This window comes from Mesorhizobium sp. WSM4806 (genome assembly GCF_055811635.1).
Genome location: NZ_JBVVQZ010000023.1, coordinates 99,296 through 126,245, shown reverse-complemented (window position 1 = coordinate 126,245; position 26,950 = coordinate 99,296). Strand labels below are relative to the sequence as shown.

At 61.3% G+C, this 26,950-nt stretch carries 26 protein-coding genes and 2 pseudogenes; 13 read left to right on the top strand and 15 right to left on the bottom strand.

Going from position 1 to position 26,950, the window contains the following annotated elements:
- Positions 1-9 precede the first annotated feature (9 nt).
- Entirely contained in the window at positions 10-1,338 is a 1,329-nt protein-coding gene (locus AC0L2M_RS29325; RefSeq protein WP_473536597.1) for an aspartate aminotransferase family protein, read from the top strand.
- Here AC0L2M_RS29325 and AC0L2M_RS29320 read toward each other — a convergent pair.
- From AC0L2M_RS29320 to AC0L2M_RS29305, 4 genes and pseudogenes are all read right to left on the bottom strand, one after another.
- On the bottom strand, positions 1,322-1,522 hold the full coding sequence (locus AC0L2M_RS29320; protein ID WP_473536575.1) for a hypothetical protein: 201 nt from the start codon (positions 1,520-1,522) through the stop codon (positions 1,322-1,324). The genes AC0L2M_RS29325 and AC0L2M_RS29320 overlap by 17 nt on opposite strands.
- Before the next feature lie 19 nt (positions 1,523-1,541).
- Positions 1,542-2,585, bottom strand: coding sequence for an alpha/beta fold hydrolase (locus AC0L2M_RS29315; RefSeq protein WP_287260415.1), 1,044 nt, complete (start codon positions 2,583-2,585; stop codon positions 1,542-1,544).
- Between the two features lie 74 nt (positions 2,586-2,659).
- Positions 2,660-3,076: an organic hydroperoxide resistance protein gene (locus tag AC0L2M_RS29310; RefSeq protein ID WP_023801884.1), complete on the bottom strand. Its 417-nt coding sequence runs from the start codon at positions 3,074-3,076 to the stop codon at positions 2,660-2,662.
- A 32-nt stretch (positions 3,077-3,108) separates the two neighbouring features.
- Positions 3,109-4,384: pseudogene (locus AC0L2M_RS29305) on the bottom strand (epoxide hydrolase family protein).
- A 199-nt stretch (positions 4,385-4,583) separates the two neighbouring features.
- Here AC0L2M_RS29305 and AC0L2M_RS29300 point away from each other — a divergent pair.
- The 3 genes from AC0L2M_RS29300 to AC0L2M_RS29290 all read left to right on the top strand — a co-directional run bounded on the left by AC0L2M_RS29300 (position 4,584) and on the right by AC0L2M_RS29290 (position 10,773).
- On the top strand, positions 4,584-7,430 hold the full coding sequence (locus tag AC0L2M_RS29300; RefSeq protein WP_473536574.1) for an ATP-binding protein: 2,847 nt from the start codon (positions 4,584-4,586) through the stop codon (positions 7,428-7,430).
- A gap of 187 nt (positions 7,431-7,617) precedes the next feature.
- On the top strand, positions 7,618-8,613 hold the full coding sequence (dusA, locus tag AC0L2M_RS29295; protein ID WP_473536573.1) for a tRNA dihydrouridine(20/20a) synthase DusA: 996 nt from the start codon (positions 7,618-7,620) through the stop codon (positions 8,611-8,613).
- Positions 8,614-9,174: 561 nt separating this feature from the next.
- Positions 9,175-10,773 carry an ABC transporter substrate-binding protein gene (locus AC0L2M_RS29290; RefSeq protein ID WP_473536572.1) on the top strand — a complete coding sequence of 533 codons (1,599 nt, stop codon included), beginning with the start codon at positions 9,175-9,177 and terminating at the stop codon, positions 10,771-10,773.
- Positions 10,774-10,911: 138 nt separating this feature from the next.
- On the opposite strand, the gene AC0L2M_RS29285 is transcribed toward AC0L2M_RS29290, so the two are convergent.
- Positions 10,912-13,101, bottom strand: a complete 2,190-nt coding sequence (locus AC0L2M_RS29285; protein ID WP_473536570.1) for an adenylate/guanylate cyclase domain-containing protein — start codon at positions 13,099-13,101, stop codon at positions 10,912-10,914.
- A 112-nt stretch (positions 13,102-13,213) separates the two neighbouring features.
- Between AC0L2M_RS29285 and AC0L2M_RS29280 the strand changes: the two are divergent.
- Positions 13,214-13,531, top strand: a pseudogene (locus AC0L2M_RS29280) (oxidoreductase); the annotation flags it as partial.
- Positions 13,532-13,552: 21 nt separating this feature from the next.
- Here the strand turns inward: AC0L2M_RS29280 and AC0L2M_RS29275 are convergent.
- Both AC0L2M_RS29275 and AC0L2M_RS29270 read right to left on the bottom strand, forming a co-directional pair.
- Complete coding sequence (locus AC0L2M_RS29275) at positions 13,553-14,257, bottom strand: TIGR02281 family clan AA aspartic protease (protein WP_473536569.1); 705 nt, start codon at positions 14,255-14,257, stop codon at positions 13,553-13,555.
- Positions 14,258-14,264: 7 nt separating this feature from the next.
- Complete coding sequence (locus tag AC0L2M_RS29270) at positions 14,265-14,498, bottom strand: DUF1289 domain-containing protein (protein WP_027151770.1); 234 nt, start codon at positions 14,496-14,498, stop codon at positions 14,265-14,267.
- A 181-nt stretch (positions 14,499-14,679) separates the two neighbouring features.
- Between AC0L2M_RS29270 and AC0L2M_RS29265 the strand changes: the two genes are divergently transcribed.
- Positions 14,680-15,675 carry a nicotinate-nucleotide--dimethylbenzimidazole phosphoribosyltransferase gene (locus AC0L2M_RS29265; protein ID WP_473536596.1) on the top strand — a complete coding sequence of 332 codons (996 nt, stop codon included), beginning with the start codon at positions 14,680-14,682 and terminating at the stop codon, positions 15,673-15,675.
- A gap of 71 nt (positions 15,676-15,746) precedes the next feature.
- On the opposite strand, the gene AC0L2M_RS29260 is transcribed toward AC0L2M_RS29265, so the two are convergent.
- Positions 15,747-17,267: a sensor histidine kinase gene (locus AC0L2M_RS29260; protein ID WP_023801874.1), complete on the bottom strand. Its 1,521-nt coding sequence runs from the start codon at positions 17,265-17,267 to the stop codon at positions 15,747-15,749.
- Between the two features lie 75 nt (positions 17,268-17,342).
- Between AC0L2M_RS29260 and AC0L2M_RS29255 the strand changes: the two genes are divergently transcribed.
- The 4 genes from AC0L2M_RS29255 (at position 17,343) to AC0L2M_RS29240 (ending at position 19,961) form a co-directional block, all read left to right on the top strand.
- Positions 17,343-17,966, top strand: a complete 624-nt coding sequence (locus AC0L2M_RS29255; RefSeq protein WP_473536568.1) for a thermonuclease family protein — start codon at positions 17,343-17,345, stop codon at positions 17,964-17,966.
- A 139-nt stretch (positions 17,967-18,105) separates the two neighbouring features.
- Positions 18,106-18,717, top strand: a complete 612-nt coding sequence (locus tag AC0L2M_RS29250) for a glutathione S-transferase (protein ID WP_473536566.1) — start codon at positions 18,106-18,108, stop codon at positions 18,715-18,717.
- The gene (locus AC0L2M_RS29245; RefSeq protein WP_473536594.1) at positions 18,657-19,349 is read left to right on the top strand and encodes a uracil-DNA glycosylase family protein; all 693 of its coding nucleotides are present in this window, start codon (positions 18,657-18,659) and stop codon (positions 19,347-19,349) included. Before AC0L2M_RS29250 ends, AC0L2M_RS29245 begins: the two co-directional genes overlap by 61 nt.
- A gap of 120 nt (positions 19,350-19,469) precedes the next feature.
- Complete coding sequence (locus AC0L2M_RS29240) at positions 19,470-19,961, top strand: Lrp/AsnC family transcriptional regulator (RefSeq protein ID WP_006333679.1); 492 nt, start codon at positions 19,470-19,472, stop codon at positions 19,959-19,961.
- A gap of 11 nt (positions 19,962-19,972) precedes the next feature.
- Here the strand turns inward: AC0L2M_RS29240 and AC0L2M_RS29235 are convergent, their stop codons facing one another.
- Positions 19,973-20,539, bottom strand: a complete 567-nt coding sequence (locus AC0L2M_RS29235) for a DUF3299 domain-containing protein (protein WP_128172516.1) — start codon at positions 20,537-20,539, stop codon at positions 19,973-19,975.
- Positions 20,540-20,861: 322 nt separating this feature from the next.
- Here AC0L2M_RS29235 and AC0L2M_RS29230 point away from each other — a divergent pair, with 322 nt between their 5' ends.
- From AC0L2M_RS29230 to AC0L2M_RS29220, 3 genes are read left to right on the top strand one after another with little or no spacing between them, the layout of a single operon-like run.
- The gene (locus tag AC0L2M_RS29230; RefSeq protein ID WP_473536564.1) at positions 20,862-21,035 is read left to right on the top strand and encodes a hypothetical protein; all 174 of its coding nucleotides are present in this window, start codon (positions 20,862-20,864) and stop codon (positions 21,033-21,035) included.
- A gap of 2 nt (positions 21,036-21,037) precedes the next feature.
- The gene (locus AC0L2M_RS29225; protein ID WP_473536593.1) at positions 21,038-21,904 is read left to right on the top strand and encodes a DUF7986 domain-containing protein; all 867 of its coding nucleotides are present in this window, start codon (positions 21,038-21,040) and stop codon (positions 21,902-21,904) included.
- Positions 21,905-22,216 (top strand): hypothetical protein, encoded by a 312-nt coding sequence (locus AC0L2M_RS29220; RefSeq protein ID WP_473536563.1) that lies wholly within the window; start codon positions 21,905-21,907, stop codon positions 22,214-22,216.
- Positions 22,217-22,228: 12 nt separating this feature from the next.
- Here the strand turns inward: AC0L2M_RS29220 and AC0L2M_RS29215 are convergent, their stop codons facing one another.
- The 6 genes from AC0L2M_RS29215 to AC0L2M_RS29190 form a co-directional block, all read right to left on the bottom strand.
- On the bottom strand, positions 22,229-22,807 hold the full coding sequence (locus tag AC0L2M_RS29215; protein WP_473536562.1) for a GNAT family N-acetyltransferase: 579 nt from the start codon (positions 22,805-22,807) through the stop codon (positions 22,229-22,231).
- Positions 22,770-23,471, bottom strand: coding sequence for a DNA alkylation repair protein (locus AC0L2M_RS29210; protein ID WP_473536560.1), 702 nt, complete (start codon positions 23,469-23,471; stop codon positions 22,770-22,772). Before AC0L2M_RS29210 ends, AC0L2M_RS29215 begins: the two co-directional genes overlap by 38 nt.
- A gap of 8 nt (positions 23,472-23,479) precedes the next feature.
- On the bottom strand, positions 23,480-24,349 hold the full coding sequence (locus tag AC0L2M_RS29205; RefSeq protein ID WP_473536559.1) for an NAD(P)-dependent oxidoreductase: 870 nt from the start codon (positions 24,347-24,349) through the stop codon (positions 23,480-23,482).
- 63 nt (positions 24,350-24,412) lie between these two features.
- Positions 24,413-25,246, bottom strand: coding sequence for an ABC transporter permease (locus tag AC0L2M_RS29200; RefSeq protein WP_287241947.1), 834 nt, complete (start codon positions 25,244-25,246; stop codon positions 24,413-24,415).
- Positions 25,243-25,956: an ABC transporter permease gene (locus AC0L2M_RS29195; protein ID WP_023801867.1), complete on the bottom strand. Its 714-nt coding sequence runs from the start codon at positions 25,954-25,956 to the stop codon at positions 25,243-25,245. Before AC0L2M_RS29195 ends, AC0L2M_RS29200 begins: the two co-directional genes overlap by 4 nt.
- A gap of 113 nt (positions 25,957-26,069) precedes the next feature.
- Positions 26,070-26,852, bottom strand: a complete 783-nt coding sequence (locus AC0L2M_RS29190; protein WP_027151758.1) for an ABC transporter substrate-binding protein — start codon at positions 26,850-26,852, stop codon at positions 26,070-26,072.
- Between the last annotated feature and the right edge of the window lie 98 nt (positions 26,853-26,950).

The following is a 26,950-nucleotide window of genomic DNA, read 5'->3' as shown; positions in this document are numbered from 1 at the left end:
CAGCAGCACATGTCCACAGATCTCATGCCTAATCGCTACAGGCCCGGCGAATCCGACCTTCCGAGGCGCGAGTCCGAGCTAATTGCTCGCCGTGACGAAGTACTTGGGGCCTCCTATCGGCTCCAGTACCGCCGGCCTGTGCACTTCGTTCGCGGCGAAGGCATGTGGCTCTACGACCCTGACGGGCATGCCTATCTTGATTTCTACAACAACGTGCCGTCGCTCGGCCATTGCCACCCTGAAGTAAACGCCACAATGGCTGAGCAGGCGGGCCGGATAAGCGCCAACACGCGCTATCTCGAGCCAAAACTTGTCGACTATGCCGAGCGACTGGTCGACACTTTCCCAAGCGAGCTCGACCGGGTGGTTTTTACCTGCACGGGAAGTGAATCCAACGATCTGGCCCTGCGTATCGCGCGATTTGCGAGCGGCAATGAAGGCGTGATCGTCTCGAGCTACGCCTATCACGGCACCAGCGCGGCTGTCGCCGCGGTTTCCCCGAACCTGGGCGACGCCGTCAAGCTCAGCCCATTCGTGCGCATGGTTTCCCTGCCGGGGCCGGAGGGTGTGCCGGAAGCCCAGGCTGCGGACTTTTTTGAGGCGCAAGTACGCGCGGCCATCGTAGATCTGAACCGTCGTGGCATCGGCGTTGCGGCCCTGCTCATCGACAGTATTTTTTCCAGCGATGGCGTATGGGTCGATCCCCCCGGCTTCATCGCCGGCGGAGTTGCGGCGGTGCGGGAGGCAGGTGGTCTCGTCATCGCCGACGAGGTTCAGCCGGGTTTTGGGCGAACCGGCGCTCATATGTGGGGCTTTGAACGGCACGGGATCGTTCCCGATCTCGCTACCCTCGGCAAGCCGATGGGCAACGGATTTCCAATTGGCGCGGTCGTTGGTCGCAAAGCACCGATGGAGCAATTTGGCGCAACCGCTCGCTACTCCAACACGTTCGCCGGAAATACGGTTGGCATAGCGACCGCCGACGCCGTGCTGGCGATCCTGCAGCGCGACCAGATCCCCCAGAAAGCGCTTGCCATGAGCCAGCGCCTCCGAGCCGGGCTGGAGAAAATCGCACAGCAGCCATATGGAGTTCGCGCTATCCGAAACGCCGGTCTGTTCTTTGGCATCGACATCGGGCGTGAGGGTGCCCCGGCGGCAAGCCGGCGGGCAATGGCGCTGGATGTCGTGAACGCACTGCGCGACGACGGCGTCCTTGTCAGCACGACAGGGGCCAACGAGGATTCGCTCAAAGTGCGCCCGCCGCTCGTTTGCCAGGCCGAGCATGTCGACATCTTCCTTGCAGCCATGGAGCGGGCGCTCATCAAGATCGCAGGCTAGACCGCATGCCTGCGACCAGGTGGCCAGGTCCTGGTTGCCAGCTGCGGTAACCGACCGGGATCGTCACGCCATAGATCGGCGAGGCTTCCGCGTTCTTAGCTCGAACGCTGTCGATCTCAACGCAGCCGATAGCGAAAGCGATCGACACGGCGATGACGGCTGCAATTGCAAGATTGCGTCTCATGCGCTCGCTCCGTCCGCGTTCAGAACTTGTCGACATCGATGATGGCCGTGGCGAAGGCATCAGGCGCCTCCTGCGGCAGGTCATGCCCGATGCCGCCGGTGATCAGCCGATGCTCGTACTTGCCGGAGAATTTCTTCGCATAGGCGTCGGGATCGGGATGTGGCGCACCATTCGCGTCGCCCTCCAGCGTGATCGTTGGCACGTCGATCTCCGGGCGCTTGGCAAGCTTTTCCTCCAGTTCGTCATAGCGGCGCTCGCCTTCAGCAAGGCCGAGCCGCCAACGGTAGTTGTGGACGACGATGTCGACGTGGTCGGGGTTTTTGAACGCAGCGGCGCTTCTGGCGAAGGTCGCATCGTCGAAGTTCCAGCGCGGCGAGGCGAGCCGCCAGATCAGTTTGGCGAAGTCGTCCGTGTATTGCGCATAGCCGGCACGGCCACGATCGGTCGCGAAATAGAACTGATACCACCATTGCAGTTCGGCCTGTGGCGGTAGCGGCGCCTTGTTGGCCGCCTGGCTGCCGATTAGATAGCCGCTGACCGAAACCATGGCCTTGCAGCGCTCCGGCCAGAGCGCGGCAAGGATATTTGCCGTCCTCGCGCCCCAGTCGTAGCCGGCGACGATCGCTTTTTCGACGCCCAGGGCATCCATCAGGTCGATGATATCGACCGCCAGCGCAGCCTGCTGGCCGTTGCGAAGAGTGGCATCCGACAGGAACCGCGTCGTGCCGTAGCCGCGCAGATAGGGCATGATGACCCGATAGCCGGCTCCTGCAAGCAGCGGCGCGACATCGACATAGCTGTAGATGTCGTAGGGCCAGCCGTGCAGCAGTATGACGGGTGGCCCATCCGCCGGGCCGTCCTCGGCATACCCGACGGTGAGCAGACCAGCCTCGATCTGCTTCAGCGATGCGAATGAGTTTCGCGATCGTGTCCCGCCGGCTAATGTCGTCTGCGTCCCGCCCTGAGCAGTGGAGGTTCGGACCGCTCCTAACTGAGCCAACGCCACGGTCGCGGCCGCGATGCCGAACAGGCGTCGGCGATGATGGTCGACGACTTCCGGAATTTTGATTGCGTTCATGGGACTACTACCTTTGTTCATGTTTCCAGGGCAGTCGCGGCAGTGCCGAAACCGAGGGACTAGATCAGGTTAATTTCGACTTCGATGTTGCCGCGCGTGGCCTTCGAGTAGGGACAGGTCTGATGAGCAGCATCGACAACGGCCCGGGCGTCGTTGCGATCCATCCCTGGCAGGCTCACATTGAGCCGGGCGCTGAGAAAGAAGGCGCCGTCGCCGCTGTTGAGATCAACCTCCGCATCGATCGAAAGGTCTGCTGGCAGCACGACGTTCATTTTGCGCGCGGCGATCGCCATCGCGCCCTCGAAACATGCCGACCAACCGGCAGCAAAAAGCTGTTCGGGATTGGTGCCGCTGCCCGCGCCGCCGGGCGTCGAGAGCCTGATGTCCAGCCTGCCGTCGGAACTGCGTGAGCCGCCCTCCCGGCCGCCCGTTGTGTGCACCTTCGCTGTGTAGAGTCGTTTTGCTTGGGTAGTCATGGCATGCATCCTGTATGACATCGAATCTTCGATCAGCGCAGCGATCTGAAAGCTGCACGGACCTCCTGCGTGAAGATTTCCGGCTGTTCCCAGGCAGCGAAATGCCCGCCGGCCTTGGCCTCATGGAAATAGATGAGGTTGTGGTAGCAGCGCTCGGCCCAGCTTCGCGGCGCGCAGTAGATTTCGCCGGGGAATACCGTCACGGCGACCGGAAGATCGGCAATGTCCACGGCATTGAAATTGTTGGAGTGGTCTTCCCAGTAGATCTGCGCCGCGGAGGTTCCGGATTCAGTGAGCCAGTAGAGCGAGATGTCGTCGAGCATCTCGTCCTTGGTCAGAACCCGCTCGGGGGTCGCCACCGCTATAGGTCCACTGCGCGAACTTTTCGTAGATCCAGGCGGCAAGACCCACAGGTGAATCCACCAGGGAGTAGCCGATGGTCTGTGGCCGCGTCACCATCATGGCGGCATAGCCGGAACTGTCCTTGTAGAAGGTGTCGAGCGCATCGAATGCCGCACTTTCCTTCTCGGTCAGTCCGCTCGGCGTCGGCCCGCCGGCCGCCAGCACCGATGCAATTTCCGGCGGCACGGTCCCCGGCATGTTGACGTGTATGCCAATGAGCCCAGGCACCTTCTGCAGCGCCATGCGATGGGAGATGACCGAACCGCAGTCGCCACCCTGCGAGACGTAGCGGTCGTAACCCAGCCGCCTCATCAGCACGCCCCAGGCACGGCCGATATGGTCTGAGCCCCAGCCAGCCTCCGTCGGTTTCCCGGAGAAGCCGAAGCCAGGTATCGACGGCACGACGAGATGGAATGCGTCTTCCGCCGCGCCGCCATGGGCCGTGGGATCTGTCAGCGGACCGACGACCTTCATGAATTCCAAGATCGAGCCGGGCCAGCCATGCGTCATGATCATCGGCATAGCATTCTCATGGCGGGACCGGACGTGGATGAAGTGGATAGCGAGGCCGTCGATTTCGGTGACGAACATAGGCAGAGCGTTGAGCTTCGCCTCGACCTTCCGCCAGTTGTAATCGGTCATCCAGTATCGAAGGAGATCCTGGAGCTTTGCGAGCTGCACGCCTTGGGACTGATCCGTAACTGTTTCCCGCAAGGGCCAGCGCGTCGTTGCCAGACGTCGGCGGAGATCGACGATTGCCTCCTCCGGAATGCCGGCGCGGAAGGGACGGACGGCTTCACTATCGACGCTCGCGCGCGCCATTGCTGGAAGCAGGCTCAAGGCGCCTGTGGCCGCTGATGCGGCAAGCAGGCTTCGTCGCGTGAGCGATGGCGATGATGCGGGCATGGTCGTTTTCCTTGGGTCCGTCGGCAGAGAGGTTCTTGCTGCTTTCGACACATAGAAGGAGATCGCCCGAAGCGCCCGTTATGCATTATGATGCAACGTTAGCGCTCGTCGGCGAATGCAGGCTTGCAGCGAAGCCCCCACTTTTGTTGTTCTCATAGGTGAGTGGTCGCCTGCATGAGCAGGCTGCGAAGGGAGTGTCATGACAGGGCCTGCAGCCGACACGATATCATTTGGTCCCTTTACGCTTGCCGTCCGCGAACGGCTGCTCTTGCGGCAAGGCACCACCGTCGATCTGGGCGGGCGCGCTTTCGATATCCTGGCTACTTTGGCTGCCCGCTCCAACGAGGTGATCAGCAAGAGGGATTTATTGGCGAACGTCTGGCCCGACGTCACCGTCGAGGAGGGTAGTCTGCGGTTTCATATGGCCAATCTCAGAAAGGCGTTGGGCGACGGCAAGGACGGCGCGCGCTACATCGCTACCTTGAAGGGCCGGGGCTATTGCTTCGTGGCGCCGGTCTCGCGATCGGGTGGTCGCAACGATGCGCGAAGCGAGGCTGCCGCCAGCTACCCGCAGGCCAACCTCCCGAGCCGACTAGCTCGCATGGTTGGGCGAACCGACGACACGGCCGCGCTTTCCGCGGAGCTGGCGGCCGCGCGCTTCGTCACGATCGTCGGCACGGGTGGGGTCGGCAAGACCACCGTTGCAGTGGCGGCCGGGCATCACGTCGTCGATGCGTTTGCCGGCGCTGTGCATTTCGTCGATCTTGGCGCGCTGAATGATCCCAACCTGGTTGCGCCGACTGTAGCCTCGATGCTGGGCTTGTCGCTTCAGTCTGACGACGCCACGTCCGCTCTCATCACATACCTGGCTGACAAGAGAATCCTCCTGATCCTGGATACCTGCGAGCATGTCATAGACGCGGCGGCAGACCTGGCCGCCCGTATCTTCGCTTCCGCGCCGCAGGCCCACATCCTGGCGACGAGCCGGGAGGCTCTCCAGGTCGAAGGCGAGCACGTCTACAAGCTGGCGCCGCTTGCTTACCCGCCGGACGATCTGGAACCCACCGCGGCAGTCGCGCAGGCGTTCCCTGCGACCGAGCTGTTCTTGGAGCGCGCAGCAGCGAGCGGTGCTCGTCTTGACCTCGACGATTCGGATGCGGGGGTCGTGGCGCACATCTGCCGGAAGCTTGATGGCGTACCACTTGCCATCGAACTGGCAGCAGGACGGGTTGCGAGCTACGGCCTGCAGAAGACCGCGATGCTTCTCGACGAACGCCTGGCCCTCATGTGGCCGGGGCAGCGCAGCGCACCGCCGCGCCAGAAGACACTTCAGGCTACTCTGGACTGGAGCTTCGGGCTTCTGTCCGAATTCGAGCGCCTGGTGCTTCGCCGGCTTGCCGTTTTCGTCGGTCTTTTTTCGATCGATGCCGCGCTGACAATAGTAACGAGCCCGACCGTGGACGATGCGCTCGTATTCAGCGCCATCGATAGCCTCGTGGCGAAGTCGATGGTCGCGGCGAGGCCAGCCGGTGCAACGATGCGCTATCGACTGCTCGATACGACGCGGGCTTATGCCCTTCAGTTCGAGGTCCAGGATGCGGAACTCACGGAACTGGCCGCCCGGCACGCGACCTACTGTCTGCGATGGCTGGAGGACACGGGGAATGAGTGGCCTACGTTGTCGAGCGCGTCGCAACGATCACTGCACCTCGCGGGCCTTGCCAATGTGCGTGGGGCTCTGGATTGGTGTTTCGGATCCAACGGGGATGCCAGGCTCGGCATTCGTCTTGCCGCCGCCGCTGCTCCGCTTTTCCTGTCGATGTCCTTGCTCACCGAGTGCCATCGCTGGAGCTCCCGGGCAATTTTCGCTCTCGACGACTCCATGCGCAGCGGACGCGAGGAGATGCACCTTCAGCCGGCCCTTGGAGTTTCCCTGATGTTCACGCACGGGGGAAGGGACGCAGCGCGCGTGGCGCTGAACAGAAGCTTCTCCATTGCCGAGCAGCGCAGCGATGCGCTCGACCAGATTCAGGTTCTCGGGCCGCTGCAGATGTTCCATTTGCGTACGGGAGATTTCAGGACCGCGCTCCGCTACGCGGAGCGTTGCACCGTCATTGCCGACGCGCTGGAAGACTCCGTCTCCACGACATTGGCGCATTCGTTGATGGGAATATCGCTTCACCTCAATGGAGAACTAGCTCGCGCCCAGACCTCGCTTGCGGCAGCATTGCGATACGGGCCGCGTTCCGGTCGGACCACGACCAACTATCTCGGCTTCGACGGGAGAATCCTGGCCGGCGCGATCCTGGCAAGAACGCTTTGGCTGCAAGGCCATCCGGATCGGGCGGTGGAACGCGCGCTGCTGACGATCAAGGACGCCGAGATCCTGAACCATCCGCTGACGCTTTCGATCGCTCTTGTCTGGGCCGTTTCCGTGTTCCTTTGGGTCGGCGATCTCGACCGCGCGGACGAGCATATAGACCGTCTCTGCTTGCGTGCGGAACCCCACTCGCTCGGACCGTATCTGGCGCTAGGACGAGGCCTCAAGGGAGAACTGGCCATTCGTCGAGGCGATGCGGAAAAGGGAATCGAGAGCCTGCAAGGCAGTCTCGCGGAGCTCCACGCAGCACCCTACGAACTGCTCACCACTCCGCTCAACGTCGCGCTCGTTCAAGGCCTTGCCGCCACGGGCCGGCTCGCGGAGGCCCTCGCACTGCTCGACGACACGATCCTGTCGGTCGAGGCAAACGGAGATCTCTGCTATATGCCGGAGTTGCTGCGCGTGAAGGGCTGCCTTGTTTTGGCGTCAGTGCAGTCTGGCGACGAGACTGAAACCTACTTCAGCCGGTCACTCGAAATGAGCCAGGGTTGGGGCGCGTGGGGGTGGGAGCTGCGCGCCGCGGTCGACCTGGCTACCCTTCTGATCGATCGCAGACAACACGAAACCGCCCGGGCGCATCTCCAGCCGCGGTTCGAGCGCTTCGTTGAGGGTTTGGATACTGCTGATCTGAAGTCAGCTGCACGTCTGCTCGCGACGCACAGTTAGTCTGGCTCGGCAATCGCGACGGACCTCATCGAGCGGAATGGTGGCCCTACCATTATATTGTGTCATGAGCAGAAAAGCGGTGTGAAGTGACATTGATGGTTACGCTTTGAAAAAAGAATGAAATGAGTCACATATCATAGAGGCCGGCAGTGTCCGTCCAATCTCGTGGTTTAAAATCTGTGTGTAAATGATTGAAAAATATAGAAAATTCGCCATAGCGCCCATGATGGACTGGACGGACCGGCATTGCCGGTTCCTGCATCGCCAGTTGACGCGCCGGGCCTTGCTCTACACCGAGATGGTCGTCGCCGACGCGGTCATCCATGGCGAGCGCGAGCGCTTGCTCGGCTTCGATGGTACGGAACATCCGGTCGCGTTGCAGCTCGGCGGCTCCGATCCGCAGAAGCTTGCCGAGGCGGCCCGCATCGGCGAAGTCTTCGGCTATGACGAGATCAACCTCAATGTCGGCTGCCCGTCCGATCGCGTCCAGTCGGGTACGTTCGGCGCCTGCCTGATGAAAGCACCGGTTCTGGTCGCCGATTGCGTCGCGGCGATGAAGGCTTCTGTCAGCATTCCGGTTACCGTCAAATGCCGCATCGGCGTCGACGAGCAGGATCCCGAGCCGGCGCTCGATACGTTGGCGGACGGGGTTTTCGCGGCCGGCGCCGACGCGCTGTGGGTGCATGCCCGCAAGGCGTGGCTGGAAGGGCTGAGCCCGAAGGAAAACCGCGACATCCCGCCGCTCGACTACAACAGGGTGTATCGGCTGAAGGCCAAAAATCCAAACAAATTCATCGGCATCAACGGCGGCATTCAATCCCTTGAAGAGGCGCTTGACCACATTGATCATGTCGACGGCGCCATGCTCGGCCGCGCCGCCTATCATACGCCGGGCATTCTGGCAGGCGTCGATGCGGCGTTTTACGGCGACAGGTCCAAAACGTTCGATTTTGCCGCGCTGATCGATGCGATGGCGGATTATGCGGCACGCCATATCGAGCGGGGCGGGCGGCTTGGCCATGTCACCCGTCACATGGTCGGCCTGTTCCACGGCCTGCCTGGCGCGCGCCGCTACCGGCAGATCCTTTCGACCGATGCGACAAGGCCCGGCGCCGGACCGGATGTGCTGAAGGCGGCTTTCGCTGCAGTCGATTTTAGCGGGACGGACGCCGAAGCAGCCTGACTGTCCAGTCGCGCAAGATCATGTGGAGGGCGTCGCGTTGAAGGTACGCCAAACAACGCTGAGCGAGAACAAATGACGATTCTGTTGGGCGTTCGTTTCGAAAGACTGCCCAAGGTCGCTCGCAATCAACTGTAGCGGCCACCTGAACGGGCAAGTAGCGCCAGAAACGGACATTAGCGAAAGCGATTCCAGGGCAGCTTTGGAAGAGCGGACATTGGACGTCCTCATGTCCATTCATCAGCTTCGGCTCCGAGAATACCCATGTGCGATCTAAAATTTGCGTGCGGGGTGATAGAGGCGGACCCAGCAACTCCAGCCATGTGTATTCGAAATACAGGTTGGCAATCTTTCCGTCGCAGCCAACGAACTGGATATCGACCGATCCACCCGCCCCGGGCGAGGGCCCAAGTCCACGCGGGAGCAAGCGAGAGGACACGAGTCCGACCGTGCGCTGCCGGAGGTTCCTCGTTAGCTCGGGAATGCCTGTTGTGCTATCGTCCTAAAGTCTCTCGGGCCGCCGAGGGTCTCGCATGATCTTCCCGTTCGAGGGAGAGAGCATCTGTGACGGAATTTGCAACGAAACTGAAGTTGGCCGCCAAGCTTGCCGCGAAAGGCAGCGTTTCGCGTCGCGACTTTGTTCAGCTGGCGTTCGCCGCCGGCCTTACCGCCACGGCCGCCAATGCGATGTTCGTCCAGGCGGTGCGCGCCGAGCCCAAGAAGGGCGGCACCTTGAAGATCGGAATCGGCGATGCCGCCGCCACCGATTCACTGGACCCGGGTAGTACCAGCGTCAACCCGTTCACCGGCACCGCGCTATTCGGAACCTTGTCGAATGGCCTAACCGAGATCGATTCCAAGGGCAACGTGGTCCCCGACCTCGCCGAGAGCTTTGAGCCGTCAGACGGCGCCAAGAAGTGGGTGTTCAAACTGAGGAAAGAAGCCACCTTTCACAATGGCAAGACGGTTACCGCCGACGATGTCGTGGCCTCTGTCAGGCACCATAACGTCAAGGGCACGAAATCGGTGATGAAATCGCTCTTGGCTTCGGTCAAGAATGTCGTCGCCGACGGTGCCGAGACGGTGGTGTTCGAACTCGACGGCGGCAATGCCGACTTCCCCTACATCATGTCGGACATCCCGGTCATGCCGGCGAAAGAGGGCGGCGTCGACTGGGAGTCGGGCATCCGCACCGGCCCCTACATGCTCGAGAAATTCGAGCCCGGCGTCATCGCCACCTTCAACAAGAACCCGAGCTACTTCAAACCCGACAAGGGCTGGTTCGACCGTGTCGAATGCCTGGCGATCAACGATGTGAAGGCGCGCACCAACGCGCTCAACACCGGCGAGGTCCACTACATGGATCGCTGCGATCTGAAGACGCTCGACATCCTGAGGCAGAACCCCGATCTCGTGATCTCGGAGACGACGGGCTACGGCCACTACGTTTATGTCATGAACGTCCAGAAGGCGCCCTTCGACAATCCCGATGTGCGCAATGCGATCAAGTACTCGCTCAATCGCGACGAGATCGTGCGGAAGGTGTTTCTCGGCCACGGCGCCGTCGGCAACGACAATCCGGTCGCACCGACCGTCAAGTTCGCGATCGATCCGCAGCCGAAGCATGTCTACGACCCCGATATAGTCAAGAGCCTTCTCAAGAAGGCGGGGGCCGAGAACACCCAGTTCGACCTGTCGGTCGCGGATGCCGGGTTCACGGGTGCGACCGACTCGGCTCTCCTGTGGCAGGAGCATGCCCGGGCGGCCGGGCTCAACCTGAATGTGATCAGGGAGCCCAATGAAGGCTACTGGGACAATGTCTGGTTCAAGAAGCCGTTCTACGCCTCTTACTGGGCCGGCCGGCCGACGTGCGACTGGATGTTCACCATCGCCTATGCGGCGGAAGCGGTGTGGAACGAAACGTCTTGGAAAAATCCGCGCTTTAATGAGCTGCTCGTCGCCGCCCGCTCGGAGACCGACGATACCAAGCGTGCCGGCATGTATGCCGAAATGCAGCAATTGCTGCATGACGACGGCGGGCTCATTAATGTCGTCTTCAACTCCTATGTCGATGCCCACACCAAGGCTCTCGCCCATGGCGAGGTGGCGTCGAACTGGCCGATGGACGGGCTTAAGATCGCCGAACGCTGGTGGTTCGCCTAGGCCGTCTACTCATAAACTGGGATGGCGGACTGGACGCGTCTAATGTCTCCTTGCCCCCACCAGCGGCTCCCGAGCGGACATCGCAGCAGGTCCGCGTTGGACCACAAGCGGAAATCCCGGGCGCGCGTCCAGGGTCGATCAATTGCCTCTGATTTTGGACAGTGCGTCCTTTGCGTGAATGCCAATTAGAGCTTCATTCTGGAGTGCCACGAGCGCAGGTATCGCAGCTCGTGCCGGAGGCCCGATCTTTCCCAGCGCCTCGATGGCATCCCGGCGGAGATATTCAACCTTAAGCGCTTCAACCAGAGCCGGAACGGCTTGTGCTGCCGCTGGTCCAAACCAGCCCAGTCGCTCTGCCGCATATTGCTGGGAAAAGGGATTGCCGGTCTCAAGCTCTGTTTCCAGGCTCGTAACGGTGATGGCCAGCGGCAGCGCAGCGATACGGAGACCATCATACAGGCGCTCCCGCACGCCTGCGTGTTCATAATCCCATTGGAACGAGAAGATATAGGTGTCGGGAAGATTTTCGAGCCCTTTCTGGTCTGCACCCGGTCGGAACTTCAGGAGCATTTGCCTGGCTTCTTCCCGGCGCCCGAGCTGCGCCAGCACGGAACTGAGTGGTAGAAAGAGCGCAGTTGCGTCTGGGTTTCGCCTGACGCCGTCTCCGAACACCTCCGCCGCTTGTTTCAGATCGCCCATTGCAAAAAGCGCCAATCCACGAGCGAGAACGTAGTGGCTTGGATAGGTCGGGTTGAGCCGCATGGCGGTCGCGACGAAATTCAGCGCCTCGGCAGGTTCGCCTGAGATCGTCAGCGCCCAAGCCATTGCGATGTGTGCTTCGGGGTCGTTGGGATCCAATGCAATCGCTCGACCGGCATTCCTGCGTGCATCTTTGGCCAGACCTTGATAAACGTTCCGCAATGCCTCGACCGTATAAGACAGTGACGTTGGATATTTCTTGGCCAGCTCTACGTAATCGTGAGCTCCCCACCAGAAATATGGTTCGTCCCTACCGAGTTCTTTACCCCAGAGTGAGTCAACGACGCGGAAGTAGGCCAGCGCCAGGGCGGCATAAGCTCGCCCATATTCGGGATCAAGTTCGGTTGCTTTTTTCAAGGAATTGATGGCGGCAGCTGTGTCCTTTGCGTTGTAACGGAGATAAAGGCTCCAACCCTCTTCGAAAGCTTCCTTGGCTGCGATATTGTCCGGCTTGGCGCGGGCAATTTCCGTTTTTTCGGTGGTGGTGAGATTGACCTTCAACGCTTCGACGATCTTTGCGACAAAAACGTCCTGGACCGCAAAAATATCGGCGACGTTTCCATCGAACCTGTCCGCCCACACATGCCCGCCGGTGAGGGCATCGATGAGTTGGGCGTTGACTCGCACCTGCTCGCCGGCTCGCCGTACGCTTCCCTCGAGAACGTAACGCACGCCAAGTTCTTCGGCGACCTGGCTGATTTTTACCGGCTTGCCGCGGTAAATGAATGTCGAGTTTCGCGCGATCACGAAGAGGCCGGAAAGCTTGGAAAGGTCGGTGATCAAGTCATCGGTCATGCCGTCGGCGAAGTGCTCCTGGCCGGCGTCGCTCGAGATGTTGGTGAATGGCAATACAGCGATCGATGGCTTGTCCGGTAGCGGGAGCGCCATTCTTTCCCTGGAGGCCACCTCGACCGGCGGTCCTGAACCGTCGCCGACGACCTTCCAAAGTGCTACACCTCCGGCGATCAGGATCAGCGCCGTCGCCACGACCGCCGGCCGGCGCCATTCGATATAGCGCTTGCGTTTTGCTGGAACTGTTCCGGATGCGGCGCGTGCCCGCGGGCCTATCCGATACAGACGAATAGGTTTTTCGATGTTCTTGAGCTTTTGTTCACCCAAGAATTCGAACTCAAAATCCAGCTTTCTCTCGACCTGATCGAACGCCGATCCTGAAATAAGGACGCCCCCGGGTTCGGCCAATCCTTCCAGTCTCGCTGCGACATTCACGCCGTCGCCATAGATATCCTGCCCTTCGACAATCACATCGCCAAGGTTTACGCCAATGCGGAATTCGAGTTGTTTTTCCTTCGGCAGTTCGGCGTTGCACTCCGCCATAGTCCGCTGGATTTCGACGGCGCAACCGACCGCGTCGACCACGCTGGAGAATTCTATCAGCGCGCCGTCGCCCATGAGCTTCACGATGCGCCCCTTATGAGCGGCGATCTTCGGATCGATCAGGTTCTCGCGGGTGCTCTTCAGGCGCGCGAGGGTATCCGCCTCATCGGCTTCCATAAGGCGGCTGTAGCCAACGATGTCAGCGGCAAGTATCGCCGCAAGCCTGCGCTCCATGGTAGTTTCCGGCGCTGGGCAACTGTACCATGATAAAAGAGTATCGCTTCGGAGCCTAGTCCTGCTCTCGTCGGCTTTGGGTCACGATTTGCCCTTGAAGCTCCCAGATCGCGTGCCGCCGAGTGGCACGCCGACCTACAATGCCACCAAGGCGGCGATCCATTCCTATACGGTGTCGTTGCGCGAGCAACTCAGGGGCAAGGTCGAAGTGATCGAGCTTGCGCTGCCAGCGGTTCGCACTGAACTCACGCCCGGCCAGTCGAGGCGCGACGACTACATGCCGCTCGATGCGTTTGTCGACGAGGCGATGGCGTTGTTCAGCCGGGAGCCGACGCCGAAGGAGATTCTGGTGGAGTGCGTGGGCTTCCTGCGCTGGGCGGAGCGGGACGGCCGGTTTGATCAAGCGGTCGAGATGCTTAACGCTCACTGAGCGGCGCAGTGGCCTGACTGTTCAATCGCGCAAGATCATGCGGTCGCCGCGCACGTCGAATCCGGACAATGAGCCGATGAAGTTCATGCCGAGCAGGCTCTGGCCGAGCATGCCGGGCGCGGCGATCATGACCGGCATGTCCTTGCGCACGATCCCGCCGATCGCCAATTCGTCGGTTCTCACGACGGCGGCGCGCGCCATGCCGTTGGCGGTCGAAACCGGGATGGTGAAATTGAGAGCGGCTGGATTGAAGCCGGCCGCTTGCGCGTCCTGCGCGGTCAGCACGGTGCTGGTTGCGCCGGTATCGACCACGGCCCGGACCGGCGTGCCGTTGACCATGATTCGTGCTTCGAAATGGCCATTGCCGGCCTTGTCCAGGGTCACCGTGGCGTGGCCGTCCTCAAGGCCCAACGCCAGCGGACTGCCGGGGATAAGGCCGGCCGTTACCCGGCTGGCGAAATCCTGCAATTCATAACGATACTGGTAGCCGGCGATCAGTGCGAGCACGATGACGGCCCAGGCGCCCATGCTGCGGGCCATCGTGCCCAAGGGTCTGCCTGATCTGAGTAAGCCGGCGGCGATGAGTGCAACCAGTGCGGCAAGCCAGATCAGCCGGCTGAAATCGTAATTCTCGACGCCGAATGTGCTGCCGGCGGGATCATTGAGCATGAGCAGGACAACGCCTACCCCGATCAGGATCATCAAAACCCAGAAAACCCGGTTCATATGTGGCTCACGAGAGAGCGTCGCGTTCGCGCGCGAGGCGGGTGCGGCGGGTTTCGCGGCGCGGTCTGCGTTCAACCGTTTCCAGCCGGGCCGGCAGCTCGGCCATGACGCTGCGGCGGATTTCAGGGGTCATCTCGATCCAGGCGCCGATTTCCTCGCGCGTACGGCCGCAGCCGAAGCAGAAGCCGGTTTTCATATCGATCGAACAGACCAGGACGCATGGGGATTCGATGGCCGTCATGTTTATCTCTCAGGATTCCCAAGGAATTCCTCGTCTCGCCTCCACATGGTGTAACGGCAAGGCCAATGCAAGCCCTCCGGAATGCGCCGCCGGCAGCCGCTTTCGCGTCAATGCCGGCAGTTGTGCCGGCCGAGCAAGGCGGCTATGCCGCTCACCAACTCCGGGAACGATCATCAACGACATGACCAGCGCGCTGCCCTTCGACGATTTTCGCAATCTTCTGGCGACCCTGCCACGGGCCGACACGGCAGCCGAAGCCCGCGTCCGTAGGCTGTTTGCCAAGGCCGACAAACCCAAAGGTTCGCTCGGCCGCATCGAGGACATCGCGGCTTGGCTGGCCGCCTGGAGCGGCCGCGCGCCGCCGGCAGTGAACCGGCCCCTGGTGGCGATCTTCGCCGGCAATCACGGGGTCGCTCGCCACGGCATTTCGCCACGGCCTGTCGCTGCCACGGCGAACGCCGTCGAGCTTTGCGCGGCCGGCGGTGCGGCGATCAACCAGATCTGCATCGCCAATAATCTCGGGCTGAAAGTGTTCGATCTTGCGCTGCACATTCCAACCGCCGACATCACCGAGGAGGCGGCACTTGACGAACGCGGCTGTGCCGCCACCATGGCCTTCGGCATGGAGGCGATCGCCGGCGGCGCCGATCTGCTTTGCCTTGGCGACCTCGGCGTCGGCAATTCCACCGTCGCCGCGGCCTTGCTTGCCGCACTGTTCGGCGGCAGTGGCGCAGATTGGGTCGGATCCGGATCGGGCGCCGATGCATCGATGCGGGTGCGCAAGGCGGAAGTGGTCGATGCCGCGCTAGCCTTCCACGGCACAGGTCTCAGGGACCCGCTGGAAGCGTTGCGCCGGGTTGGCGGCCGTGAGTTCGCAGCGATTGCCGGCGCCATCCTCGCCGCCCGGACGCAGAAGATCCCCGTCCTGCTCGATGGGTTGGTGGCGACAGCCGCTGCGGCGGCGCTGCATGCCGCCGACGCCACTGCGCTCGATCATTGCCTGCTTGCCAGCCTGTCGCCAGAGCCTGCGCATGCTCGGGCCGCCGAGCGGCTCGGCTTGCGCCCGCTGCTTGATCTCGGCGTCAGCCACGGCGAGGGGGCAGGGGCGGCACTTGCGGCCGGCCTGGTCAAAGCCGCTGCGCTCACCGCCTCGGGCATGGCAGCGGCGCTGCATTAAAGCGCGTCGCGTTCGACCCGCTCATGCGACGCGCTTCAGGTTGTTGTTTTGCGGCGACATGCATTAAGCGTCTATCGCCGGCGCGCAGCAACGGCCCTGGTCGGCAGCGCCGGCAATTCCTCCATCACCCGGCTCAACGGAAAGATGGCGATCGCCTCGGTGCCTTCGCGCAGTTTGGAATGGAGTTCGAACTCGCCGCCATGCATGGCGAGCAGGCTTTGGACGATCGGCAGGCCAAGCCCGGTGCCTTGCTCGGCGCTCTTGATGGCGATGGAGCCCTGGCCGAAGGCGGACAGCACGACCGGAATCTCGTCTTCCGGAATGCCGGGCCCATTGTCTTTGACGGAGAGGTATTGGCCGCCGCCCGCCGTCCAGCCGACGCGCACGCGGATCTCGCCGCCAGTTCCGGTGAACTTGATGGCGTTCGACAAAAGATTGAGCGCGATCTGGCGCACCGCGCGTTCGTCAGCGAACAGGCGCGGCAAGGCGTTTTCGAAATCCTGGACGATGCGGATGTCCTTGTTGCGCGCCTTCAGCTCCATCATGTGACAGCAATCCTCGACGACGGAAAGCAGCATCATCGGCTCTTCGTTGAGCTGGTAGCGGCCCGCTTCGATGCGCGACAGGTCGAGGATTTCGTTGATCAGGTCGAGCAGGTGCTGGCCAGAGTCATGGACGTCGCGAGCATAGTCGCGATAGGTCGGATTGCTCATCGGTCCGAGCACTTCGTTCGCCATCACCTCGGAGAAACCGAGAATGGCGTTGAGCGGCGTCCGCAACTCATGACTCATCGAGGCCAAAAACCGCGACTTTGCCAGGTTGGCGTCCTCCGCCCGTCGGCGCGCTTCGTCCGACATCGATTTCGCCGTGTCCAATTCGGCAATCAGCGCGTCCTTTTCGGAGCGGAACGAGAGCAGCATCAAGGACGAGCGATTGAGGCGGCGCGCCACATAGGCGAAGAAGGGCAGCGAGACAATCAGCAACCCGGCCATGATCAACTCGACCGGCATCCACTGCCTGGCGCCGGCATAGGCATAGGCGGCCACCGGAACGGCGAAAGTCGCCAGCAACGCACCGCGCAACGATGACGCTGTGATCGCCGTCGCCGCCATGGCAAGCAGCAGCACCACCGCCTTGATCAACTGGAACTGGTCGACCTGGCAAGCGTCGCAACCGAGCCAGGCAAACCAGGCCCAGCCCAGGCCGCAAAGGAAATGGCCTATCAGGAAATCACGGTGCGTTTGCAGCGGGTTGAGTTCGGCAGCTTCCGTTCGGTCGACGCGCCTCGCCATGAACACGACGATGGCGTAGCAGATGAGTATAAGAAGCGCCCAGACGCCAATTGCCTTTCCGACGCCAGCGAACAGACCGGTCGCGGCGGTCGCCAGGACGAGAAGCGGAACTATGATCGCGCCGCCTATCATCGCACGGGCGTGCAGTTTCAACAGCTCGCGGTCGAAATCAGGATTTCCGGCCTGCTGCGAAAGACGGTCGCGCGTCTTGCGCACCGCGCGCGCCACATCGCTGTTGCGATGGGGTTTCCGGCGGTCCACAATAAACTTGTCCGCTGTGGTCGAACGTTGCGAGGGCATGGAGACTTCAATTTATGCGGGCAGCGCTTTCAAATCGTTAAGCTACGTTCGAATGATTAACCAACGGTTTGCCATATGAGCCGTTCGTGGTCGCGGCGGCCGGGACTGCGATACGTCCCGCCGCAGCCGCGAAGCCTTTGGCGCCGGCTGGTGGACTATGCACTGGCCGTGCTTGTCCTCGGTCTGCTGATCCTTCTGGCGGCGCGCCTTGATCGGATCGAGACGCGCAAGGCTGAGGGTGCCGCCGTCGTCAATGACGGCGATACGATCACGCTCGGTACCGAGCGCATCCGCATGCGCGGCATTGATGCGCCAGAATATTCGCAGATCTGCCGCAAGGACGGCGCCGACTATCCCTGCGGCAAGCTGGCGCGGCAGTCGCTGGTACGTCTGATATCAGGCAAACCCGTCTCCTGCACCGGCTGGCAGCGCGATCGATACCGCCGGCTGCTCGGCGATTGCAACGCCGGCGGCAAGGATCTCAACCGCGCCCAGGTCGAGGCCGGCTGGGCAGTTGCCTATGGCGATTTCGAAACCGAGGAGGCCGCTGCCCGATCAGGCAAGGCCGGCATCTGGGCCGGCACTTTCGACGAGCCGCATGATTGGCGCGAGAGCCGCGATCACGAAGTGGTCGAAAGAAAGCACGGTCGCTTGGCTTCGATCGGCGATGGCTTACGAGAAATTTTTCGCTTCTGGTGATGGTCAATCCTATAGTGTTGCAACAGAGCGACGTGCGTCCAGTCGGACGCGCAAGCCATGCGCTGAGATTTTTGAATCTTCGCGTCGTGCTTTCCGGCAATCGATTCCGGTTTTCGGGCCGGTGCGAAAGGAGGATGGGATGAAACTCTTCGACGGCGGCCGGGCGCCCAATCCACGGCGGGTTCGCGTCTTCCTCGCTGAAAAGGGGCTTGAGGTTCCGCTGGTGCCCGTCGACATGGGCGCACTGGAGCACAGAGAGCAGCCGGTCAGTTCGCGCAACCCGCTGCAGCGCCTGCCGGTGCTCGAACTCGACGACGGCACCGTCATCACCGAATCCGTCGCCATCTGCCGCTATTTCGAGGAACTGCACCCGGCACCGGCGTTGTTCGGCCGCGGCGCGCTCGGCAAGGCGCTGGTCGAGATGTGGCAAAGACGGATGGAGCTCAACTTGCTCAACTGCGTCAGCGCCGCGTTCCGCCACGTCCATCCGGCGATGAAGGAATGGGAAATTCCGCAAATCCCCGAATGGGGCGAGGCCAACAAGCTGAAAGCCGTTGAATTCCTGAAACTCCTCGACGACGAACTGGCGAACCGCGAATTCGTCGCCGGCGACGCCTATTCGATCGCCGACATCACCGGGCTGATTGCCATCGACTTCATGAAGCCGGCGCGCATCAAGGTGCCGGAAGACTGTGTCAACGTGCTGCGCTGGCATCAGGCGATCTCCAGCCGGCCGAGCGCCGCGGCCTGAGGATGAGCCCCAGGCATGATCGAGACCTGGAAAACTTCGCGGCGAGGGTGCGCGCCTGCCGAATCTGCGTCGAAAACCCGGTCGGCCAGCCGCTGCCGCATGAGCCGCGCCCTGTGCTCAGGCCGTCGTCGAGCGCCCGTATCCTGATTGCCAGCCAGGCACCGGGCACCAAGGTGCATATGTCAGGCATGCCGTTCACCGACGCCTCCGGCGATCGGTTGCGGGACTGGCTGGGCGTCAGCAGCGAAGAATTCTACGACACGACAAAATTCGCCATCGTGCCGATGGGCTTTTGCTTTCCCGGCCAGGATGCCAAGGGCGGCGACCTGCCGCCGCGCCGCGAATGTGCAGCGGCCTGGCGTGCGCCGCTGATGGCGCTGATGCCGCATATCGACCTGGTGCTGACGATCGGCCTCTATGCGCAATCCTGGCACATGGGCGTCGCGCGCCGGCCCTCGCTGACGGAGACGGTGATGGATTGGCGCACCATCTGGGATGCGCCCACCATCCCGAAAGTGCTGCCGCTACCGCATCCGTCGTGGCGCAACACCGGCTGGCTGAAGCGCAATCCGTGGTTTGAAATGGATTTGCTGCCGTTTCTGAGATCGGAAATCCGCTATCGCCTCGGCTGACGCGCAAGCAAGAAATCACTCGCTTTTGCGCCATCTGACAGAATTTCTTTCTTGTGAATGGCCCAAATAAGAAGGACTATAGCCAATCTATTCCTGATCTATCCCCGTGGGAGCACCCAAATGGACCGCCTTGACAGAAAAATCCTCCGCCTCTTGCAGGAGGACGCGACGCTCGCGGTCGCCGATGTCGCCAAGAAAGTCGGACTGTCGACCACGCCCTGCTGGCGGCGCATCCAGAAGCTCGAGGAGGAAGGCGTCATCAAGCGGCGCGTCGCCATCCTCGATCATGAAAAGGTCAATGTGCGCGTCACCGTGTTCGTGTCGATCCGCACCAATTCGCACAGCCATGAGTGGCTGCGCCGCTTTTCGGAGGTCATCCAGGAATTTCCGGAAGTGGTCGAGTTCTACCGGATGAGCGGCGACGTCGACTATCTCTTGCGCGTGGTGGTGCCCGACATCGCTGCTTACGACGCCTTCTACAAGCGGCTGATCGCCAAGATCGAGATCCGCGACGTCTCGTCGTCGTTTGCCATGGAGCAGATCAAATACACGACCGAAATGCCGCTCGACTACATGGTCCTGGACAAGGAATCGGGCGCCAACGCTGCCTGAGGAGTTGTTGCTTAGTTCTTTTTTTTGTTGAGGAAACTCCACGGCGAGTTTGCCGGCAGCGTGATCGTGTCCGGCACACCATCGACATCCGTCACCTCCGCCTTGCGCACGGTGTAACCCGACTGGATCACGCTGACACCGTCGAGGATGAACAGCTGACTTTTCTCCATGCCCGGCTCCAGCGCTCCGGTCACGGCAACCGGCTGATAGGCTTGCGACATCCTGTAGGGGCGGGCGGGCGTGACGAGGACGATCTGATTGGGCGGCGGCGTCGGCATGTGGCTGCACGCACCTGTCCACGGCACCAGCAGGAACTGATAGACTAGATCGCCGTCCCGATCGAGCGGCAGCGCGTAGCCCGCCAGTTGGACGGCCTTGTCTCGCAAATTGACAGACAGCGTCTCGCCGCGGTCAGGCATTTTTGCCGCGCCCATCGGCAATCCGACACTTTCGGCAGCGGGTTGGGTCGCCGGGCGCAGGTCCTTCCAGAATATGCGCGCGGTTTCGGCGGAAGCGGTGGCAATGGAGAGGCCGAGTGCGACAGCCAAGGCCGCGCCTGATTTGAGACAATTGTTCATTGGCTTCATCCTTCGCCAGTCCGTGGCTGGATCGGGTAAACCCGTCGTGAAGTATCGGTAACGGAGTGATCCACTTGTTATCGCAGAATGCAACATCGAGTGCCATGCCGGTGGGGCTACCGTGGGGCAAACCGTCGTTGAGGCTGCCGCCCCCACTGAAGGGCACGCCGGCACCGGCGCGGGGAGTTCGATCCGAAGAAAGGGAGGAAATCGCCAAAAAAATTCTTGCCCAGTCGGCTCGGCGGCGCAGAATAACCCGACCCAGCGATGCCAGACGACAGAAACCCTATCTTCGGATATCGCCTGAACCTGGAGAAATTCAATGCCGACCAGCCATGATCTCAACGGGCTGATGAAATTCCTCAGCCGTGACGAATGGCGCGAATGTTTCGAGGAAGTTTTCGACGAACATTTCGGCCCGATCCTTGGCGACGGGGACATGGAATTCGAAGAACTCGCCGAGGTCCTCGGTGACGACAGAGTCATGAATCTTTAGGGCTGTGCCTTCGAGGATTTCCTACCCAGGATTTCGAGGGCGAACCCAGCAACATCGTCGATAAGTATCTCGAGCGCAGAGGCTGGAAGGAAAATGCGCAAACGAGGGCCTATATGGGCGCGCTGCGTACCTCCGTCATGAGCTTGTATGAGGTGAGCGACGTCGTTCCGGGGCAATCGTTTATGGCGTGCGATCTTCTCCGCGGTGGCGAGCCGATCGCCGTCAAAGAGGGCACCGCCACCAAGACGTTGAAGCAGTGGGACAAGATTGCGGCGAGAATCGTGCCCGTCTTCGGAAAGAATATCCTTACCGGCGGTGTTCTTCCCTTCACCCGAGAGGCCACCCAATCCTTGTTCGATGCCCTGTTGGACGTGTTCGGCAAAAAGAACGCTAGAAAGCTGCCGGCCATAAGGGATGAAGACCTGCGGGCGGTGGCGTTCACGTTCACGCTCATATGGGTGTTCGACGCCTTTGACAAGGTGATGGACATGCCGATGCTCCAAAATGCCGAAGGCGACGAATTCATGTTTCATGATGTCCGCTTTCCCCTGGCCGCCGGCGCGACGCAGGAGGACATCGCCGCCCTGCTGAACGGCATAGCGGGCATGTCGCAGGAAAATGCACAAGTTCTGGAACTGGCTGGAATACATGCCGCCAGGCGAGGACAAACTCAAGGAGGCGGGCCAGCTTTCCCTGGACACCGCGATGGACAGCGGTTGGCGCGTGTTGGGCAATGTCGAATTGAAAGGCGGTTTCCTGTGTCTATCCGCCAATTCCGCCGAGCGGGCGGAAAAAGGGACGGCCCTGACCAGCGAGCCCTCGGCGATCTGGTCCGAACACCTCTTACCGAAATCCGGACCATACAGTAGATGATGGCCGAACGGCCAGCCAAGGATGGCAGGACGCCATCATCGGAGATGCCGCCGGAACTCGCTGAACAGGTCGTTCACGAATACCTGGATCAACATTATCGGGAAACCCTCGATCAGCCGGTCCAAATGCTTGGAGGCAAGACACCGCGTCAGGCCGTCAAGACCCGAACTGGCCGGCAAAAGGTCGCCGAGTGGCTCAAATATTTGGAAAACCAGACCGCCAGGCAGCCTGACCGCGCCCATCCCATGGCCGCTTACAGTTTTGAGTGGATGTGGACGGAACTTGATGTTCACGACCTGCGCCGGTAGCGTCTGGCTTCCTCAACGCTCCAAGCGCATCACATGCCGGCGCGAGCCAGCCATGCCGATCTCATGGAATCCGCGGGCCACGAACATCTCTCGAAAGCCCATGAAACGGTAACTCGGCGACGCCTGGTCGACTGGATAGGCCTCGATGGTCCTGGCGCCGTTGGCGAAGGCGTGATCGATGGCCGCGTCGAGCAGGGCGCTTGCCAGTCCACGGCCGCGCGACGCCCTCGGCACATAGAAGCAGACGATCGACCACACGCCCGCCTCGCTGTCGTCCTGCGCCTGCGACAGCTTGCGATAGGTCTCGCGTGGCGCCACGGAGCACCAGCCGACGGTGTTGCCTTCGGCATGGGCAACGATACCGACCGGCGTGCCGGCTTCGATGAGCGCCATCATGGCCCGTCTCCGCTCATCGTTGGACGCGTGCTCGCGGTTTTCGAGGTGGCGCCAGGCCATGCACCAGCAATATTTCGGGCCGCCCGCCTGCTCGAACAGGTTTTCGAAATCGGCGCGCGTGGATCGCGTCACCTCAGTAAAGCGGATTTGGCTCCGGTCAGCTTTTCCTGGCGAGCCGCTCAAGCGTCTTGGCATCGGAAAGCTCCCGTGCAGCGTCCTTGCCGATCCAGCGCGCCGTCTTGTCGGTCGATCCAGCAAGCTTCTGTGCCAGGGCAAGGGCATCGCCGTGCAAATTCATCGACCGCTTGCCGATAGAGCGAAGCGCCCAGTTCACTGCCTTCTTCACAAAATTACGGGCATCGCTGGCGTGCGCTTCGATGATCGGCAGGAAGTCGAGGAAGGTCGTCTCTGGCTCCTTCTTCCGGTGGACGACCGACCAGGCCATCATGGCAAAGGCCGTGCGTCGAACGAACTCGCGTTCGTCGGCCGCGAACTCTTCTATCAGCTCCTTCCAGCAATCCGTATCGACAAAGAGATCGGAGACGCCGTCGACGATATCCCACGAGTCGAAAGTCGCCGCCCATCGTCTTGCATCCGCAGCAGAAAACCGCTTCGGATCGGCTGTGACGGAAGCGATGAACTGCGCTTCCATGATGCCCGACTCCCATAGTTCGAAGGCACGCTCATGGTTGCGCTTGATTTTCTTGGCAATCTGCCTCTGCACGCCATGCGAGATTCCGAGCGCACGTTCGATCTTGATGCCGTAGCGCAGCATGCCAAGGCGGTTCTCCTGCGAGCCGATCGAGCGCAGATGGGCGACAATCTCCTCGGCGCTGGATTGAGGCGAAAGCTCGGCCACGACAAAACCTACTTCTCCAATCGCGCCAGCAGCGAAGACGTGTCCCAGCGTTTGCCGCCCATGCCCTGCACATCCTTGTAGAACTGGTCGACAAGTGCCGTCACCGGCAGCTTGGCGCCGTTGCGGTCGGCCTCCGCTAGGCAGATGCCGAGGTCCTTGCGCATCCAGTCGACGGCGAAGCCGAAATCATATTTGCCGGCATTCATCGTCTTGTGGCGGTTCTCCATCTGCCATGAGCCGGCCGCGCCCTTGGAAATCACCTCGATGACCTTTTCGATGTCGAGCCCAGCCTTCTTTCCGAAATGAATACCTTCGGCCAGCCCTTGGACAAGGCCGGCGATGCAGATCTGGTTGATCATCTTGGTGAGTTGGCCCGAGCCGGCCGGGCCCATCAGCCCGACCATGCGGGCATAGGCATCGATGACAGGCTTCGCCTGCTCGAAGGCTTTCTGTTCGCCGCCGACCATGACGGTCAGGATGCCGTTTTCGGCGCCGGCCTGACCGCCGGAGACCGGTGCGTCGAGGAACGAAAAACCGCGAACTTGCGCCTTCTCCGCCAGTTCGCGCGCGACTTCAGCCGAGGCCGTGGTGTTGTCGATGAAGATGGCTTTCTTCTTCATCGACTGGAACGCACCCTCGGCTCCAATCGTCACCGCGCGCAAATCATCGTCATTGCCAACGCAGCAAAAGACAAAGTCCTTGCCGTCGGCGGCCTCAGCCGGCGTGTTGGCAACACTGCCGCCATACTGGGCAACCCATTGCTCGGCCTTTGCTTTGGTGCGGTTGTAGACGGTAACGTCGTGGCCGCCCTTGTTCCTGAGATGTCCGGCCATTGGATAGCCCATGACGCCAAGACCGAGAAATGCCACCGATGCCATGTTTTCGAATCCCTTCAATCCTGTTTTCCGGCCTTCTTAGCGGATCAGGCAAAGCGATGGGAGTCAGCGTTGCAGATGGATCGTAATGCGCCGTTCAATCCATTCGACTACGTGGCGCAGCGTTTCGACAATGATCAGATAGATGATCGCCGCCCAGACATAGGACTGGAAGTCGAAAGTCCGCGAATAGGTGAGCTTCGTGATGCCCATCAGATCGTAGACGGTGATGAGGGCTACGATGGCCGAGCCCTTGATCATTAGGATGATCTCGTTGCCGTAGGGGCGCAGCGCCACGATCAATGCCTGTGGCAGGATGATCTTGCGCAGTGTTTGCAATTTGTGCAGGCCAAGCGAGGCAGCGCCTTCCCACTGGCCCCTGGGCACGCTCTCGATTGCGCCGCGCAGGATCTCAGCCTGATAGGCTGCTGTATTGAGTGTGAACGAGAAAATGGCGCAGTACCAAGCTTCGCGAAAAAAGCCCCACAGGCCGACAGCTTCAAGTGCCGGTCGAAACGAACCCACTCCATAGTAGATAAGAAAGACTTGGGTCAAAAGCGGAGTGCCGCGGAAGAAGTAGACGTAAGCGTAGGCAAAGCTGGACAGGGTCCGGTTCCTGGACATCCGCGCGTACGCGACAGGAACTGAAAGAACGGCTCCCAATACGATCGACACAGCGACAAGCGTGAGGGTCACTCCCAGGCCAGAGATGTAGCCCGGGGCGTATTTTTGGAAGAGTTCGGAATTCCAAGCCTCGACCAAGTATACAATCATGCCGATGCCGAGCACGATCCAGAGACCGACCAACGCATATCCCAATACACGTTGCCGGGACCAGCCGCGCGGGATTGCCGGCGGTTTTTCGACCTTGGTCGCCACGTCGGCCGCTGCCGCACTCATCGTTGCACCTGTTGTCGGCCAACCCTGCGTTCAATGGCATTGATGCCGAAAGACGATATGATGGCGAGGAGCAGATAGATAAGGGCCGCAAATCCATAGAAAAGGAAGGCGTGCTTGGTCACGCGGGCAGCAACACCGGTCTGCCGCAGAATATCGGCAAGGCCAATCGCCGAAACTAACGCAGTGTCCTTGAGCAAGATAAGCCACAGATTGGCAAGACCCGGCAGGGCGATGCGGATAAGCTGCGGCAGCACCACCAGTCGCATCGTCTGCCCGCCCGACAGGCCAACCGAATAGCCGCCCTCATACTGTCCCTTCGGGATGGCGCGGAATGCCGAGAGGAAGACCTCGCTGGCGTAGGACGAGAAGACGACGCCGAGCGCGATCATGCCGGAAACAAAAGCATTCACTTCGACCGCGGCGGTCGGGTCATACAGGCGCATCAATTGCTGGATGCCGATTTGCGCGCCGTAAAAGATCATGAACAGGGTCAGCAGCTCAGGCAATCCACGAAAGATCGTGGTGTAGATATTGCCGGCCAGCCGCAGCGACGGTTCGTTGGATTGCTTGGCCAGTGCGACCAGAAAGCCGATCATCAGACCGACAGGCAGGGTCGCGGCTGCAAGCAAAACGGTGATGAAGACACCATAGGCGATGTCGTCGAGCCAGCCTTCGGGTCCCCAACTGAGCAGCGTCCAAACGCTTTGCATCCGCCTGCCTGTTCTCCTCTATGCTTTTTTTGAGAGCGCGGCGTCAGCCCTGGCGCGCCGCGCCTTGCGCAAACGGCGGGGATGTCCCGCCGTTCGCCGTCAACCCGGAAGGATCAGGACTCGCCGCCGTAGACGTCGTACTTGAAGTACTTGTCGTTGATTTCCTTGTACTTTCCGTTGGCGCGGATGGCGTCGATCGCCTTATTGAACTGATTGACCAACGCGGTATCGCCCTTGCGTACCGCGATGCCGGCGCCCGGACCATGGATCTCGATGTCGGGCGTGATCGCGCCGATCAGCTTGCAGCAGGCGCCGTCCGGCGTGGCAAGCCAGCCTTCGATGACGGTGATGTCGTCGTTGACCGCATCGACGCGGCCATTGGCGAGATCGAGCTGGTATTCCTGCGCGGTCGGGTACGGCTTGATTGTGCTGTCGGCATAAGTCTTGGTTGAATAATTGAAGTGGGTGGTGGACGCCTGCACGCCGATCGTCTTGCCGGCCAGGTCCTCTTTGGTCACGCCTTTGATATCGCTGTCCTTGGGCGCGGCGATGGCCGGCGGCGTGTTGTAGTATTTGTTGGTGAAGTCGACCTTCTCGGCACGCTCCGGCGTAATCGACATCGAGGCGACGATGGCGTCGAACTTGCCGGCCTGAAGCGCCGGGATGATGCCGTCCCAATCCTGCGCGACGAAAGTGCACGTCACCTTCATCTCGTCGCAAAGCGCCTTGGCGATATCGATGTCGAAGCCCACGAGCTGGCCATCAGCGGTCAGGTTGTTGAACGGCGGATAGGCTCCCTCCGAGCCGATCCTCAAGGTTTTCTCTTGAGCCTGGGCAACGCCCAATGTCAGCAGCGCCGCCGATGCGGCGAGCGCTATACGCAGTGCAGTACGCATGATAGTCCTCTCTGTATGTCCCCGGCCGTCGTTCCGAGCGGCTCTGTGGGCGGTTCTGTTGACCGCCCGCTGGCGCGATACTCCCATTCTTTCCCAAG